Annotated in this window: 14 protein-coding genes; 12 read left to right on the top strand and 2 right to left on the bottom strand. The window is 46.0% G+C overall.

Going from position 1 to position 15,654, the window contains the following annotated elements; genetic code table 11:
* Window positions 1-15: 15 nt before the first annotated feature.
* Both GPL15_RS27745 and GPL15_RS12680 read right to left on the bottom strand, forming a co-directional pair.
* Window positions 16-1,032 carry a hypothetical protein gene (locus GPL15_RS27745; protein ID WP_215699038.1) on the bottom strand — a complete coding sequence of 339 codons (1,017 nt, stop codon included), beginning with the start codon at window positions 1,030-1,032 and terminating at the stop codon, window positions 16-18.
* A gap of 599 nt (window positions 1,033-1,631) precedes the next feature.
* Window positions 1,632-2,888: a cation:proton antiporter gene (locus GPL15_RS12680; RefSeq protein WP_215699037.1), complete on the bottom strand. Its 1,257-nt coding sequence runs from the start codon at window positions 2,886-2,888 to the stop codon at window positions 1,632-1,634.
* A 116-nt stretch (window positions 2,889-3,004) separates the two neighbouring features.
* Between GPL15_RS12680 and GPL15_RS12675 the strand changes: the two genes are divergently transcribed.
* From GPL15_RS12675 to GPL15_RS12620, 12 genes are all read left to right on the top strand, one after another.
* The gene (locus GPL15_RS12675; RefSeq protein WP_215699036.1) at window positions 3,005-3,913 is read left to right on the top strand and encodes a LysR family transcriptional regulator; all 909 of its coding nucleotides are present in this window, start codon (window positions 3,005-3,007) and stop codon (window positions 3,911-3,913) included.
* A 30-nt stretch (window positions 3,914-3,943) separates the two neighbouring features.
* The gene (locus GPL15_RS12670) at window positions 3,944-5,044 is read left to right on the top strand and encodes a hypothetical protein (protein ID WP_215699035.1); all 1,101 of its coding nucleotides are present in this window, start codon (window positions 3,944-3,946) and stop codon (window positions 5,042-5,044) included.
* Window positions 5,045-5,109: 65 nt separating this feature from the next.
* Window positions 5,110-5,562, top strand: coding sequence for a large-conductance mechanosensitive channel protein MscL (gene mscL, locus GPL15_RS12665; protein ID WP_252198367.1), 453 nt, complete (start codon window positions 5,110-5,112; stop codon window positions 5,560-5,562).
* A 77-nt stretch (window positions 5,563-5,639) separates the two neighbouring features.
* Window positions 5,640-6,548, top strand: coding sequence for an EamA family transporter (locus GPL15_RS12660; RefSeq protein ID WP_215699034.1), 909 nt, complete (start codon window positions 5,640-5,642; stop codon window positions 6,546-6,548).
* Between the two features lie 433 nt (window positions 6,549-6,981).
* Window positions 6,982-8,382, top strand: coding sequence for a PTS transporter subunit EIIC (locus GPL15_RS12655; RefSeq protein ID WP_215699033.1), 1,401 nt, complete (start codon window positions 6,982-6,984; stop codon window positions 8,380-8,382).
* A 70-nt stretch (window positions 8,383-8,452) separates the two neighbouring features.
* Window positions 8,453-9,931: a family 1 glycosylhydrolase gene (locus GPL15_RS12650; protein WP_215699032.1), complete on the top strand. Its 1,479-nt coding sequence runs from the start codon at window positions 8,453-8,455 to the stop codon at window positions 9,929-9,931.
* Window positions 9,932-9,980: 49 nt separating this feature from the next.
* Window positions 9,981-10,478, top strand: a complete 498-nt coding sequence (locus GPL15_RS12645; RefSeq protein ID WP_215699031.1) for a PTS glucose transporter subunit IIA — start codon at window positions 9,981-9,983, stop codon at window positions 10,476-10,478.
* 9 nt (window positions 10,479-10,487) lie between these two features.
* Entirely contained in the window at window positions 10,488-10,745 is a 258-nt protein-coding gene (locus GPL15_RS12640; RefSeq protein WP_215699030.1) for an HPr family phosphocarrier protein, read from the top strand.
* Window positions 10,746-10,878: 133 nt separating this feature from the next.
* Entirely contained in the window at window positions 10,879-11,628 is a 750-nt protein-coding gene (locus GPL15_RS12635; RefSeq protein WP_215699029.1) for a carboxymuconolactone decarboxylase family protein, read from the top strand.
* Between the two features lie 16 nt (window positions 11,629-11,644).
* Window positions 11,645-12,631, top strand: coding sequence for an aldo/keto reductase (locus GPL15_RS12630; protein WP_215699028.1), 987 nt, complete (start codon window positions 11,645-11,647; stop codon window positions 12,629-12,631).
* 54 nt (window positions 12,632-12,685) lie between these two features.
* Window positions 12,686-13,576: a MurR/RpiR family transcriptional regulator gene (locus tag GPL15_RS12625; RefSeq protein WP_215699027.1), complete on the top strand. Its 891-nt coding sequence runs from the start codon at window positions 12,686-12,688 to the stop codon at window positions 13,574-13,576.
* A 396-nt stretch (window positions 13,577-13,972) separates the two neighbouring features.
* Complete coding sequence (locus GPL15_RS12620; protein WP_215699026.1) at window positions 13,973-15,490, top strand: sulfatase; 1,518 nt, start codon at window positions 13,973-13,975, stop codon at window positions 15,488-15,490.
* The last annotated feature ends 164 nt before the right edge of the window (window positions 15,491-15,654 follow it).

The following is a 15,654-nucleotide window of genomic DNA, read 5'->3' as shown; positions in this document are numbered from 1 at the left end:
TCACGTCTAAATTACTCACGGAATCCATACACCGTCCCCATTCACGTAATAGTTATCGGGGGTCATCCGGTTGGTGTACATGGCGCCGTCCGCGCCCATATAGTACCATAATCCCTTCCAGAGAACCCAGCCGGTCACCATATAGCCGTTTTCGTTGAAGAAATACCATTTATTATTGATATACTGCCAGTTATTTCTGGTATAAGTGCGGTCCGCATTGCAGTACCACCATCCCACGCTGTCTAAGAGCCAGGCGCCGGAACTGGAATTTCCCACTCCGGGGCCGCCGGAAGAAGAGGAAGTGGAACTGCGTCCGGGTCTTGTAGATCGGCCGCTGCTCAGATCATCGGCTGTCTCTGAATCGATATATACGCTGTCCGATTCTTCCCAGTCCCCCCGTTCTGAGGAACTGCGCACACCGCGGACCTGGAAACTATAATCGCCTTTTCTGGTAATATCCTCGGAAAAATCATAAAATGTGTCGTCCACCCGGTAGATCGAAGAACAGGAGCTTCCGTTTCTGTATAAGCGGACCTGGTAGTATTTTGCATAGGAATTGTCATCCCAACTGGCTTCTCCGGTGGTGTCGTCCAGTTCCAGACCTTCCACATAGAGATCGCCATCGCCTTCCAGACGGTCCAGCTTCACGGTCAGGATCAGCGTCGTCCTGGAATCCTGTGTGGAAGAACTGACGTAAGTCGCGCCCTCGCCGTCCAGATCGAAATCACCTTTTTTATTGGCGGAAAAATAACAGTCACTCTCTGCCGTCAGATAAACTTTCACTTTGGGGCGGTCATTGTGCTCCCATTCGTCCACATCGTTGAGAATCTCAACACTGTCCACGTAATAATCGCTGTCATTGGTTGTTACACTCACCGTCCCGTCGTAATCGCCTACCTCGATATCAGAATAAAAATTCAGGCTGACATAATCGATTTCTGTACGGCTTCTCGCCAAAGCCGGTATGATGGTAAGTCCGGTTAATGCGGCGGTAAGAACAAATGTAAATAGATAATTTACAGGCTTTTTCATAAAATTCCTCCATACCGGAGCGTTTTTTGCAGAGGCACGCGCCGGGAATTTCAGATTCCCAACTGCGATTCAAATTTGTGGCTCCGGCACAAATTTGGGTGTGAAAATAAGCCATTGGCATTATTTTTCTCACTATCCTCCTTGTTTATGGAATTCGTCCTTTAATTATAGTAATTATATCATAAAATGTATACAAATGTATGAAAAATACATTAACATTACCTGAAATATTGTTTTCATTGTATGGCCATTTAGAGGGAAAAGAATTATAATGAAAAAGAACATCTGAAACAGGAAAAAATAAACAGAAGACAGAAGGCAAAAAAGAGGAAAGAAGACAGGAAGAAGAAAGAAGACAGAAGTAAGAAGACAGAAGTAAGAAGACAGAAGTAAAAAGGCAGAAGGAAGGCAGAAAGAAGGCAGAAAGAAGGCAGAAGGAAGTCAAAAAGAAGATGGGTTCGTTTAAAAATACAGATAAGAAGGATTCCTGCAGAGGAATCCAGGCCAATACCGGATTCCTGCAGCAGGATTCCGGTATTGGCCTGGAAAAATATCCTCTAACCCAAGAAAGGAATGTGATGAAACGGAATTAACCGCATTTAATGTATGCCCGTATGAAGGCTGGGTGTAACGCTCTGGCCTACAAACCGTTCTTTGTCTTCCCGTTTGATGGTTCCGGACAGGAAGAAGGACATCTTCGCACAGGCTGGTCCGATCAGCTCATAGAGAACGGATGAGGACAGGATGATAGTCAGCAGCAGGTTGCCGATATCCGGCGGGAGGAGCCGCTGTCCGAGGAATGCCAGACCGATGGCAACTCCGGCCTGGGGAATCAGTGCCAGCCCCATGTATTTGGTGATTTCCGGGCTCATCTTTGTAGCCTTGCAGGAGATGAATGTACCGGCATATTTTCCGGCAATCCGGATGAGGAAATAGGCTGCGCCGATCACTCCGGCAGTGCTGATGGCTTTCAGATCCAGATTCATGCCCGATACGATGAAGAAAATGGACATCACAGGCGGGGTGAAATCGTTGATCTGATGGAACAGCGCTTTGTCTTTGGTTGTATTGATATAAGTTGCTCCGAATACCATGCAGGACAGAAGAGGCGACAGGTCGAAGCAGGCGCATAAACCTGAGATTCCCATCAGCATGGCGATGACCAGAATCAGACGGTTGTCATGGCTTCTGGAAGGTGTGAGCAGTTTTGTCAGCACGATTCCGCAAAGGAAACCGACAGCTAACCCAATGATGTTATAAATAAGCGGAATAACAATATCGGAAACGGAAACATTTCCGGTGGTGCGGGCATTTACCACGGCTACAACCATGCTGAACGTCAGCAGGCAGACAACATCGTCTAAAGCTACCACCTGGAGAAGTGTATTGACGAAATCTCCTTTTGCGTGATACTGATGGATGGTCATCATGGTGCTGGCCGGCGCCGTAGCAGTTGCGATAGCTCCAAGGATCAGAGAGAAATTCCAATCCAGACGGAACAGATAATGCATGGCAAGAGTGATGATAACTCCTGCGGTAAGAGCTTCTGATAAGGTGACCAGGATCACCCTGATTCCCGCTTTTTTCAGTACCTCTTTTTTAAAAAACTTTCCTACCCCAAATGCGATGAATGCAAGCGCTATATCACTCATAAATCCCATGTGTTCGATGACGTATTCCGGTATCACATTACAAACGGACGGACCGATCAAAACGCCTGCCAGAATGTAGCCGCTGACGTTGGGAAGATGCAGTCTTTTCGTAATTCGTGTCATGAGGAATCCTGCGAACAGAATAACGGAAATGGAATATAAAACGATTGTCGATTCATTAAAAGTACTATAAATCGGTTGCATTGTAAGACCCCCTTGTATTTCTCCTTGTTCATGGTATAATTATAGCAGGTTGCAATATAAATACAAATTATAATATGTATTATATATATAATGATTTGTTATTTTGGAGGTGGGACATGATTGATGCAAGGCTGGAAACACTGATAACGGTATGTGAAACCCATAGTTTTACAAAGGCGGCGGAGCAGCTTTCCCTCACTCAGCCGGCGGTCAGCCAGCACATTAAACAGTTGGAAAAGGAGTTCAGCATCAAGCTGTTTAACAGGAGCGAAGGGACCATAAAACTTACGGCAGAAGGGGAAATTGTCTTAAAATACGCCCGTAGAATCAAGACTTTATACCAGAATTTAAACCAGAGTTTAAAGGATATAAAGCGGCAGATAACCAGGATTACAGTAGGGATTACACACACTGCGGAGAGCAATCTGATGGCCGAGGTACTGGCTAAATACAGCTCCCAGCATCACGGCCTTCGTATAACAATGATTTCTGACACCATAAATAATCTTTATATTAAGTTAAAAACTTATGAGGTTGACCTGGCTATAGTGGAGGGAAAAATACCGGATCCGGACTTTAACTCCGTGCTTTTGGATACGGACTGCCTGATTTTAGCGGTGCCCAACTCCAATCCTCTGTCTAAAAAGAGCATGGTGACCCTGAATGAATTGAAAAAAGAGAACCTGATTCTGCGCCTTCCCAATTCAGCTACCAGAAATTTATTTATTTCTCATCTGGAAAGCAATAACATGACCCTGGATGAGTTCAATGTAACTCTGGAAGTTGACAACATCGCAACGATCAAAGATCTGGTGAGACGGAATTTCGGAGTTTCAATTCTGGCAAAGAGCGCATTTATGGATGAGCTGAAAAAGGGCAAGCTGAAAGGGCTGCCCATAGAAAATTTGAGTATGAGCAGGGAGATCAACCTGATCTACCATAAGGATTTTGAACATACCAAGGTTTTGGATGACCTGACTAAGATTTATTATGAGACCAGCAGATCTTTGTTTGAGAGCACCTAAAATTACATATATATAAGGAGGTAACAGAACATGGCGTTTCAAATGCCTAAATATCATCATCCGGATTTTACCCGTCCGGAACTGGCTTCGGCACCGGATGCCAGATATGAAGTGGTGGAGAAAGACGGGGTGGCTCCGGACTATTTTCACAGCACATCCATGTATCCGGAGTATTTTAAGATTAACGGCTCCTGGGTTTTGGCAGAGGAGAGCCGGATGGATTCCAGTGTAGTGCTGTGCGGCGACGGACACCTGGAGGTGGTGGAGAACCGGAACCTGAAAAAGGGGGACAAGGTCATCCTGGGAAGGTCGGAGGACGGTGAGGAAGGCATCTATATGCACTGCAACGGATTCGGGGATATCAGTTTAGACGGAAACCGGGACCAGTTCGTGTTCCGCCAGGGGCGCAGCAGAGAAACTTCCTATTCCAGAGACTATGACAATCTGTTTGAGCTTTTAAAGCACGAGAAGGAATTCGGGAATATTGTCTGGGTTATGGGGCCGGCTTTTTCTTTTGATGCGGATGCCAGAGCTGCCATGCAGGCGTTGATCGATAACGGATACGCCCATGGCCTGATGGCCGGGAATGCCCTTGCCACACATGATCTGGAAGGGGCTTATTTACATACGGCATTGGGGCAGGATATCTATACCCAGGTTTCCCAGCCAAACGGCCATTATAACCATTTGGACGTGCTCAATAAGGTGCGCCGCAGCGGTTCCATACCCCAGTTTATCGAGGATTATAAGATTGATAACGGTATCATTTACAGTTGTGTTAAGAATCACGTTCCATTTGTGCTGACTGGTTCCATCCGGGATGACGGGCCCATGCCGGAAGTGATCGCAAGCGCTTATGAGGGGCAGAATGCCATGCGGGGGCTGGTGAAACAGGCAACCTGCGTGATCTGTCTGGCCACCATGCTGCACACCATTGCCACGGGCAATATGACGCCTTCTTTCCGGGTGATGCCGGATGGGGAGATCAGGCCGGTCTATCTGTATACCGTGGATGCGGATGAATTTGTGGTCAATAAGCTGATTGACCGGGGAAGCCTCTGCGCCACCACTATGGTCACCAATGTACAGGACTTTATTTCGATTGTTGCCAAAGGGCTGAAATTATTTTAATTTAAGGTAACCGTTCAGGACAGTTACAGTTTAAGAATAATAAAACGAAAGAAGAGGGACTAATTATGAGTAAAATGAACGATGTGATGAAGGAATTTAAAGCATTTATATTGAAAGGCAATATTATCGATATGGCAGTCGGCGTGATCATCGGCGGCGCGTTCAGTAAAATCGTAACTTCTCTTGTAAATGATATATTGATGCCCGCATTGGGAGCCGTGACGGGCGGAGCGGATTTCAGCACTTTGGAATGGGTTCTCAATCCGGCTGTTTACGATGCCGCAGGCAATGAAATTAAAGCGGCTGCGGCCATTAAATACGGAAGTTTCCTGCAAAATATCTTTGACTTTTTAATCATCGGCGTCTGCATGTTCTTCATGATTAAAACGGTTGCCATGATAAGCGCAAAACTGCGCCATGAAGAGGAGAAAAAAGAGGAACCGGCTCCCGCTCCGGCAGGTCCTACAACGGAAGAGCTTCTGAGTGAGATCAGAGATTTGCTGAAAGAGAAGGCATAAAGAGAAGGCATAGGGCAGAAGATGAAGATAACAGTTGCAGACGAGATAAATGCGCTTTGGCCGGGGGCGGCAGCAGAATGGAGGAAGTCATGAAAAAGGCGGCTCCGTTCTTTATTTTAGCGGCTGGAAGCCTTTGGGGCTGTATGGGGATTTTGGTCAGAAGTTTAAACAAGATCGGACTTGAATCCATGGAAGTGGTGGCGGTTCGGGCCTTTGTTACATTTTTCTGTATGGCGGCGGGACTGTTTTTTATAGACCGCAGGGCTTTCCGAATTCATTTAAAAGATCTCTGGTGTTTTTTAGGCACGGGGGTCTGCAGCATTGTGTTTTTTAATTATTGTTATTTCAGGACGATTTCTTTGACTTCCCTTTCCACAGCGGCTATTTTGCTGTATACGGCCCCTTCCATTGTCATGGTGTTGTCGGCTGTGTTGTTTAAGGAACGTTTTACCTTGAAAAAGGCGGCAGCTTTGGCTCTCACTTTTTTGGGCTGCGTGCTGGTGACCGGAGGGCCGGGAACGGCTTCCGGGTTGTCGGCGGCCGGTATTCTGACAGGTTTGGGAGCGGGCCTGGGGTATGCGCTTTACAGTATTTTCGGAAGATATGCGATTATGAAAGGATATTCTTCCCTTACGATCACGTTATGGACATTTGGAATGGCTTCAGTGGGAGTTCTACCTTTTGTCAGTCTGCCGGGGATTGGAAGCTGTTTTACCGGAGGCGCAGGAGCGATGGGAACGGCCTTGTTCTGGATTTTTGTGACTACGGTAGCTCCATACATCTTATATACGGCAGGACTTTCCCATATGGAGACGGGAGTGGCGTCTGTGATTTCATCCATCGAACCGGTTGTGGCTACATTTGTGGGCGTGCTGCTCTATGGGGAGAGGATTTCGCTGCAGGGCGGCATGGGCGTCGTGCTGGTGGTTGGAGCGATTGCGATGGTTCATTTAATAGGCGTGGGAAGAGATGAGAAGAAAGAATAATAAGGCGGGTGAAGACAGGTTTCGGTAAGAGACCTGTCTTCATCTGTTTTTATGGATAAAACGGCCTATGTCAAATTCGATGACTGCCTGTTTTGGGGCGTCATCCATGGTTTTCCCGCCTGTCGTCTTATCAAATAGGCAGGAATCAGGCGGAATCTGGATTATAATAACCACATGGAACATCGTTTCAGATTTTAATACTCATATGCACACTTCTATGAAATAAGGTGAAACAAATTCTATCGACATTTCTTGTGCAAAATGCTACTATTTGACCAAGATAAATAACTTCATATGGATCAGGTGCACATGAACCATAGTTATTGCTTAATGGAGTTTGGATTAATTTGCCAATACATAGGGCGGCCGGCGAAGAGCCGGCGGCTGTGGGCAGTAATTCAGATATCATGCTATTCATAGGAAGGAGTACAGTATGAGTAAGAAATATGAGAGCTTGGCAAAGGCTATTGTTGAAAAGGTCGGGGGCAATGAGAATATTGATTCGCTTCATCATTGCCAGACCCGCCTGCGTTTTATGCTGAAAGACAACAATAAAGCCGATCAGGATGCGATCAATGGAATGGATGGGGTTGCAAAAGTGCTGATTAACGGCGGTATGTTTCAGGTTGTAATTGGAATGCATGTAGCAGAAGTCTATGAAGAGGTAGTAAAACTGGTCCCCCAAAACGGCGGCAGTATGGCCCCGGTGGAATCGGGAGAAGGGAACATAGAGAACCAGGAGAAAAAGAAGCTGTTTGATATTCTGGCGGATTTTGTATCCAGCATTTTTTCGCCAATTGTTCCGGCGCTGGCAGGAGCCGGTATGGTAAAAGCGCTGCTGGCGCTTTTGGTGGCATTTCAGTTAGTGGATACCAGCAGCCAGAGCTATATTATCATCAATATGATTGGTGATGCCACATTTGCTTTTATGCCCATTCTGCTGGCTTTTTCCATTGGACAGAAATTAAAATGCAATCCGTTTCTGGCCGCGGTAGTTGCGGGTATTATGTGCCATGCCACATGGGGAGGCCTGGTTGCTGCAAAAGAACCGGTGCTGTTATTTGGAATGGTTCCGCTTTACCTGGTAAAATATACAGGTTCCGTTATCCCGATTGTACTGGTTATTCTGGTTCAGGCGCCCATAGAGAAATTCCTGAATAAAGTTGTGCCGAAAGCGGTTCGTTTGGTCTTTGTTCCGATGATTACTTTCCTTGTAATGGGGATTCTGGCTTTATCTATCCTTGGGCCCCTGGGAGATTATGTTGGCAATATCATGACCCTGATATTTACATGGCTGAGTACGAATGTCAGTTGGATTCCGCCATTGTTCATGGGCGGCTTATATCCATTGTTAGTGATTTTTGGCCTGCACCATGGACTTGCGCCGCTGGGGACCATGCAGATGGCCCAGATGGGATATGATGCGGTCTTTGGCCCGGGCGTCCTCTGTGCCAATATCGGCCAGGGTACGGCTGCCTTAGTGGTTGGAATCCTGTCAAAAGACAGTAAGACAAAACAGATCGGTACTTCTGCTGGTATCACAGGGTTGATGGGCATTACGGAACCGGCTCTTTATGGTGTCAATGTTCCTAAGAAATATCCGCTGATTGCCGGTTTGATCGGCAGCGCCTGCGGAGGTTTGTTCGCGGGACTTACTCAGACCCACAGGTTTGCGACGGGATCCTCCGGCCTTCCGGCGGTTATGATGTATCTCGGTGATAATACAATGCGCTATTTCTATCAGATTTTGATTGCACTGGCTATTACCATTGGTGTGTCGGCTGTAGCAACATTTATTCTGGCAATGCGTTTTGAAGGAAAGAATGAGAAGTAACTTTTCCGGAATTACCGGCCTGATGTGCGGATCAGGGTATTGATTAGAAAAGAATAATTGAGGTGAAAGTATGAGTAAAATGTTTCCGGAAGGATTTCTCTGGGGCGGGGCAATTGCAGCAAACCAGTGCGAAGGAGGCTGGGACCAGGGCGGTAAAGGGGTATCAGCCAGCGATGTGGCAAAGTTTAAAGATCCGGATAAAATGGGGGATATCAATGACGTTCACAGCTTTTGTGATATCACAGATGAAGAGATTGAAGAAGCGTTAAGAAGCAGGGATCTGAATTTATACCCCAAACGTCATGGCATTGATTTTTATAACCGTTATAAAGAGGATATTGCTCTGATGGCGGGAATGGGGTTTAAAGTGTTCCGCCTTTCGATTGCCTGGAGCCGGATTTACCCCAATGGCGATGAACTGGAGCCGAATGAAGAGGGGCTGAAGTTTTATGACAATGTTTTTGATGAGTGTTTGAAATACGGGATGGAACCCATGGTCACAATGAGCCACTATGAGCCGCCGCTGCAGTTCTGTTTAAAATATAACGGCTGGTATGACCGCCGTTCCATCGAGTTTTTCACACGTTATGTGGATACTATTACGAAGCGTTATGCGAAGAAGGTGAAATACTGGCTGACCTTTAATGAGATTGATTCCATCCTGCGCCATCCATTTATGACGGGCGGCCTGATTGAACGGCGGTTTGCTCCGGAACTGTTTGAGACGGTTGAATATCAGGCGATGCACCATCAATTTGTAGCCAGCGCTTTGGCGACTAAAATCTGTCACGATAATATTCCGGAATCCATGGTCGGATGTATGCTGACAAAGAGGACCATCTATCCCTATAGCTGCCGGCCGGCCGATATATTAAAGGCACAGCAGGAGATGAGGGCTGTTTATGCATTTTCTGATACACAGGTTCGTGGAGAGTATCCGGCTTACCTGCTCAGTATGTATGAAAACAAGGGGATAAAATTGAACATACAAGCCGGTGATTTGGAAATCATGAAGGCCTATCCGGTGGATTTTGTTTCATTTTCCTACTATTCCTCCACTTGTGCCGCAGACGATACGACTAACCTGGAAATTGGGCTGGAAAATACGGCAAGAGGGGTATTAAATCCATATATTAAGAAAAATGAATGGGGATGGGGAATTGATCCGGTTGGCCTGCGCGTATCTATGGTGGATTTATATGATCGTTATGGAAAGCCATTGTTCATTGTTGAAAATGGACTTGGAGCGAGAGACCGGGTAGAGCCGGACGGATCGGTTCATGATGATTACCGGATCGAATATTTCAGGCAGCATTTTATTTCCATGTACAAGGCCATTGCCGAAGACGGTGTAAAGCTGCTTGGTTATACCAGTTGGGCGCCGATTGATATTATATCCAATTCCACCAACCAAATGAGCAAACGTTATGGGTTCATTTATGTGGATTTGGATGATTACGGAAATGGAACCTATAACCGAAGTAAGAAGGACAGTTATGATTGGTTTAAAGAAGTGATTGAAACAAATGGAGCCAGCGTTCTGAATTAAAAAGCGCTTTAAATTAAAATAGATATTGACCGGTAAGGGAGGTTTATCCGTGGGATTATTTGATAAGCTGTTAACAAAAAAGAATGGTAAGACGGAAGCTATCGTATTGAGTCCGCTGAAAGGCCGATTGCTGCCGCTTCAGGATGTTAAAGACGAGGCATTTTCGTGCGGTGCGTTGGGAAATGGCGTTGCGGTGGAGCCATATGAAGGGAAGGTGGTTTCGCCGGTTGACGGTACAGTGGTTTCCTTGTTTCCGACGAAACATGCCATCGGGCTATTATCGGAAGACGGGGCTGAGGTTCTGATTCATATCGGGCTTGATACGGTACAGTTAAACGGAAGGTATTTTGAAGCCTATATAAAACAGGGCGCAAAAGTGAGGGCCGGAGACCTATTAGTGACATTTGATCTGGATAAATTAAAGGAAGAGGGGTATGAAACCCAAGTGCCGGTGCTGATCACCAATACCCCTGCCTTTTCGGAGTTTGTAATGACCTCACAGGGAGAGGTTGATTACCAGGATCTTTTGATGAAACTGAAAAAGTAGGAGGGATTTATGCGGCGTTTTACACATATAGTCAAGAATTCAGGCGGTTTTCATGTCCGCCAGGCCGGAATGATCGTGAAGCTGGCAAAGGAGTTTGAATCCGGCATTGAGATTTCAAGGGATTCTGAATGTGTTACGGCAAACCGGCCGGCTGCACTGCTTGGCATGAAGTTAGGGCAGGGTGATTTACTCACCATTTCGGTTGAGGGAACGGATGAAGAATCAGCCGCGAAAAAAGTAATGGAATTTTTTGATGAATATATTTAGTTTTTCCGGCCGTTTTAAGGGAAGCAGCCAGAAAAGAGTTTGGGCATTGATAAAGGGAGTATATTTGATAGAAAGCAAAACCTGCGTCCGGAAAACGGGATGCGGGTTTTGCCTGATTGGAAAGGAGAATGTCATGGAAAGGAATTTAAAGAGCAGCAATACAAAAAAGCAGTTGGGAGCGGGTGAAAATCCGCTTTTAAGCAGCGATCCTGATTTTGCGGCAATCAAGGATGAATTTATATTCGGAGAGGTCTATCATCATGGAACCCTGGAACCTCAGATGAAAGAACTTTTAATCCTTGTGGCTGTTTGTACAAAACAGTTGGACAGAGCTCTGTTAGAGCATACTGAAATTGCTCTGCATTTGGGAGTTGAGCCTGCGATAATTAAAGAAGCCATCTATCAGTGCGCGCCATATATTGGTATTGGCGATGTTGAAGAAGCTCTCTGTTCTGTTAACCGGCTTTTCACGGACAAGGGGATTTCCCTTCCCCTTGAAAGCCGGAAAACGGTAACCGAAGAAGACAGGGAGGCCAGAGGGATGGATACCAGAGCCGCTATTTTCGGAAAAGGGACTTATACAGCGGTTAATCATGCGCCGGAGAATTTAAAGCATATCCAAAAATACCTCTGCGGGTACTGTTTTGGAGACTTTTATACCAGAAAAGGTCTTGATCTGAAGCGGCGGGAGCTTTTGACATTATGTATGCTCACGGCACTGGGAGGCTGTGAGAGCCAGTTGAAAAGCCACATTAAAGGGAATCAGGCGGTTGGAAATACAAAATCTGAGATGCTTGAAGCGGTCACCATCTGTATGCCGTATATCGGATTTCCAAGGACTTTAAATGCAGTTGCCTGTATCAATGAAACCATACCGGAGTAAATAAAGGAGGAAAACCATGATTCAGTATCGTACAGTTGGTAAAACAGGAATTAAAGTATCAAATTTATGTTTTGGAACCATGTCGTTTGGCGGAAATGCAGATGAAAAGAATTCCATTGAGATGTTTCAGTCCTGCCGTGAAGCCGGCATTAATTTTTTCGATACGGCGGACGTCTATAGCGGGGGACGGTCAGAGGAGATTTTGGGAAGGTGTATTTCCGGCTGCCGTGAGGAAGTGGTAATCTCTACAAAAGTATTTTATCCCACAGGAAAATCCGTGAATTCCCGGGGATTGTCAAGGCGGCATATATTAGAAGCAGCAGATGCCAGTCTAAAACGATTAAATACGGATTATATTGATTTTTATTTTGTCCATTCTTTTGATGAAGAAACCCCGATGGAAGAATCCATACGGGCACTGGATGATTTACAGAGACAGGGAAAGATCCTGTATCCTGCGGTAAGCAATTGGGCCGCATGGCAGATGGCGAAAGCTTTGGGAATATCAGCCAAAGAATGTCTGGCACGTTTTGAGTTGATCCAGCCAATGTATAATCTGGTGAAACGCCAGGCGGAAGTTGAGATTTTTCCGTTTGCCCGGGCGGAGCAGCTCGGTGTGATCACCTACAGCCCATTGGGAGCAGGTCTGCTGACGGGAAAATATGGTATGGGAAAGAGACCCGGAATGGGAAGGATTATCGATGAGGCCAGATACCGTGACCGTTACCGCTATGAAAGCGATTACCAGACGGCTGATAAACTGACCGAATATGCCAAACAGAGGGGGATCGAACCGGCAACTCTGGCTGTTGCATGGGTTATGGGAGAGCCTGCGGTCACGGCTCCGATTATCGGGGCAAGAAATTCTCAACAGTTGAAGGCATCTTTGGCAGCAGCGGATTTTGACATGACAGATGAAATGCGGGCGGAAATTTCGTTGATGTCAGCAACACCGGCTCCGGCGACCGACCGCACGGAAGTCCTTCTTCCGAACTGGACATAGAGAAGAGAGTGTCATATACTTGTAGAAGATACCATGTAGAAAAGAGGGCGGGGTATGTATCTGTTTCAGCGGATTGAAGAAACATTTATGCTTTATGATGATTCGAAGAAAAAGGTGGCGGAATTTATTCTGCAAAAAAGAAGTAAGCTTACCCACTATTCCATGCAGGAAATAGCGGAGGCGACTTATACTTCAAAACCAACGTTGGTTCGTTTTGCCCAGGCATTGGGGTATGCCGGGTGGAAGGAATTTATGAAGGCATTTGTGGAGGAGGCTTATTATCAGGAGTCTCATTTTTCAGATATTGATCCCAATTATCCATTTTCTATATCTGATTCCACGAAGGATATCATAACCAAGATCAGTGATTTACAGGTTGAAAGCATTTTAGACACAGCCGATTTACTGGATACAGCAGCTTTAGAACAGGCTGCCGAAAGGATTTTAAATGCTGCGCATGTGACGTTGTTCGGAATCAGCCCTAATAACCTGCTTGGGGAACTGTTTCGCAGAAAGATGGAATCCATTGGGCGGCTGGTGTATATCTCAGCGGTGGATGAAAGCGGAATGTTATCCAGTTCCCTTACAGCAGATGATTGTGCGGTTATGATCTCTTATTCCGGTAATAATGAAAATCGTGAGCCCATGCGTTTTATAAAGAAACTGCAGGAGAATCAAGTGCCGATGATTGGTATTACCAGTGGGGGCAATAACTATATCCGGGAGAATATCGACTGTATCCTGACCATATCTTCCAGAGAGAGGCTGTTCAGCAAGATTTCAGGTTTTTCAACAGAAGCCTCTATATTGAGCATATTGAATATCCTTTTTTCCTGCTGTTTTGTCAAAAACTATGAGAGGAATCTGGAATATAAGATTAAAAATTCTAAAAATTTTGAATTCAGGCGGCGCGCATCCCTTGTAGATATGAAAGAAGAGGGATGAGCATAAAAAGATGAAAAGTGCATGTTACGGATAGAATGTCCGGACATGCGCTTTTTTTATTCAATAGGAAAGTGCTCATATTGAATAAAAAGCCCTCCTATGCCAGCTTTGCTGGCTATAGGATCGCACTGCGTATCGCTTAGAATGCGGCGGTAGGGAATCATGTTGCTGAAGCGACCCGCCGCAGGCGGAGAATCCCGTGAGCGGGATTCTTTCTAGTATATGGATTTATATGTACTGCTTTTAAAATAATATAGTAAAAATACACAAATAATCAATAAAAATCTTGTGGATATTAGTCAATTGCAAATCAGTTTCCAATATGTTATTCTCATAGATAGATAATTAATTAAATTATTTAATAAATAAAAAGCGGATTATCCGGAGGAGGATTTTATGAGGATACTCTATGTAGATATCGATACATTGAGGGTTGATCATCTGGGATGTTATGGCTATCCCAGAAATACAAGCCCCAATATTGACGGGGTCGCCAGGGAGGCGGTGCGTTTTACGGATTATTATTGTTCGGACGCACCCTGTCTGCCCAGCCGGGCGGCGCTGATGACCGGCCGTTTCGGCATTCATACCGGATGTGTGGGACATGGCGGTCATAATGCGGAAATGCGCTGGGAAGGACACGAAAGGGGAATGGCGGATTTTAACGGCCGTTATAACCTTCCGGCGGTGATGAGACGGGCGGGCATGAAGACCGCCAGCATTTCCAGCTTTCCGGACCGTCATGGAGCGTGGTGGTTTAACGGCGGATTTGATGAAACTTATAATATCGGCAAACGGGGGCTGGAACCGGCCCATGAAGTGCTTCCGGTGGCCCTTGACTGGCTGGACAGGAAGAGAGATACGGAGAACTGGTTTTTACATGTCCACGTATGGGATCCCCATATTCCATACCGCACCCCGCTGGATTACGGGAAACCATTTGAACAGGACCCCCTTCCTGACCCCTGGATGACGGAGGAGATTTTGGAATACCACAGAAAGCGGAAACCGGGCGGGCACAGCGCCTGTGAAGTGACCGGATATAACAGCACTCCGAATCCGGCGGAGCCAAGGCAGCTCAGAACGGTGGAAAATCTGGATGATTTCCGCCGTATGATCGATGAATATGATACCGGAATCTGGTATGCGGACAAGCATGTGGGCATGTTGTTTGATAAATTAAAGGAGCAGGGAATTTATGATGATACCGTCATCATCATCAGTTCTGACCACGGCGAGGATTTAGGCGAGATGGGAAGCTACTGCGAACATGGGGAGGCGGATTACATAACCACTCATATCCCTCTCATCATCAAATGGCCGGGCTGTCCGGGAAATGTGGAATCCCATGGTTTCCATTATAATCTGGATCTGCTTCCCACCCTCATGGATATGATCGGAGATATCCCTCCATTTACCTGCAACCGGGTAGTTGGAAAGCCGAATCCGGTAACATATGACGGAGAGAGTTTTGCCGACTGCATCCGTACCGGTGAAGACGGGGGGCGCAGCCATCTGGTTTTAAGCCAGTGCGCCCATGTATGCCAGAGGAGCGTCCGGTTTGACGATTATATTTACATACGCACGTATCACGACGGCTACCATCTGACGGAAGCAGAAGAGCTGTTCAATGTAAAAGAAGACCCCCATGAAACCCATAATCTGGCGGAAGCGATGCCGGAACTCTGCTGGAAAGGGGCCTGGTATCTGGAGAGGTGGGTGGCTGATAACATGCTCAGCAACATCTATCATTATCATGAAGATCCCATGTGGAATGTGATCGCGGAAGGAGGACCGTTCCATTGCAGGGGCTATCTGGCCGATTACTGCAAGCGTCTGGAGGAAACCGGGCGGCAGGAGTGCGCGGATGAGCTGCGGGAAAAATATCCGGAGGAGCTGAAAGTCAGTTATTGAGTTACAAAAATTAAAGGAAAAAGCCTAAAATTATTAGTTAAAATAACTAAAAATATTGAGGAAAATTTGTAAAAATTGACATTGTAAGCAAAAAGATCGTATGCTATTATTTAATTAAATAAATTAATAAATAAATGAAGCTGAACGCGTCCGTATTATGTTTC

Origin of the sequence: Clostridium sp. MCC353, from assembly GCF_018785315.1 — a bacterium.
Classification (GTDB): Bacteria; Bacillota; Clostridia; order Lachnospirales; family Lachnospiraceae; genus CHH4-2.
The sequence above is the reverse complement of the archived record's forward strand: the minus strand, read 5'-3'. Positions and strand labels throughout refer to the sequence as shown.

Coding starts and splice junctions, on each gene's coding strand:
- GPL15_RS12660 (WP_215699034.1), top strand. CDS start 5,640: ATGGAGGAAGTCATGAAAAAGGCGGCTCCGTTCTTTATTTTAGCGGCT.
- GPL15_RS12620 (WP_215699026.1), top strand. CDS start 13,973: ATGAGGATACTCTATGTAGATATCGATACATTGAGGGTTGATCATCTG.
- GPL15_RS12630 (WP_215699028.1), top strand. CDS start 11,645: ATGATTCAGTATCGTACAGTTGGTAAAACAGGAATTAAAGTATCAAAT.
- GPL15_RS12650 (WP_215699032.1), top strand. CDS start 8,453: ATGAGTAAAATGTTTCCGGAAGGATTTCTCTGGGGCGGGGCAATTGCA.
- GPL15_RS12680 (WP_215699037.1), bottom strand. CDS start 2,888: ATGCAACCGATTTATAGTACTTTTAATGAATCGACAATCGTTTTATAT.
- GPL15_RS12655 (WP_215699033.1), top strand. CDS start 6,982: ATGAGTAAGAAATATGAGAGCTTGGCAAAGGCTATTGTTGAAAAGGTC.
- GPL15_RS12675 (WP_215699036.1), top strand. CDS start 3,005: ATGATTGATGCAAGGCTGGAAACACTGATAACGGTATGTGAAACCCAT.
- GPL15_RS12625 (WP_215699027.1), top strand. CDS start 12,686: ATGTATCTGTTTCAGCGGATTGAAGAAACATTTATGCTTTATGATGAT.
- GPL15_RS12635 (WP_215699029.1), top strand. CDS start 10,879: ATGGAAAGGAATTTAAAGAGCAGCAATACAAAAAAGCAGTTGGGAGCG.
- GPL15_RS12670 (WP_215699035.1), top strand. CDS start 3,944: ATGGCGTTTCAAATGCCTAAATATCATCATCCGGATTTTACCCGTCCG.
- mscL (WP_252198367.1), top strand. CDS start 5,110: ATGAGTAAAATGAACGATGTGATGAAGGAATTTAAAGCATTTATATTG.
- GPL15_RS12640 (WP_215699030.1), top strand. CDS start 10,488: ATGCGGCGTTTTACACATATAGTCAAGAATTCAGGCGGTTTTCATGTC.
- GPL15_RS27745 (WP_215699038.1), bottom strand. CDS start 1,032: ATGAAAAAGCCTGTAAATTATCTATTTACATTTGTTCTTACCGCCGCA.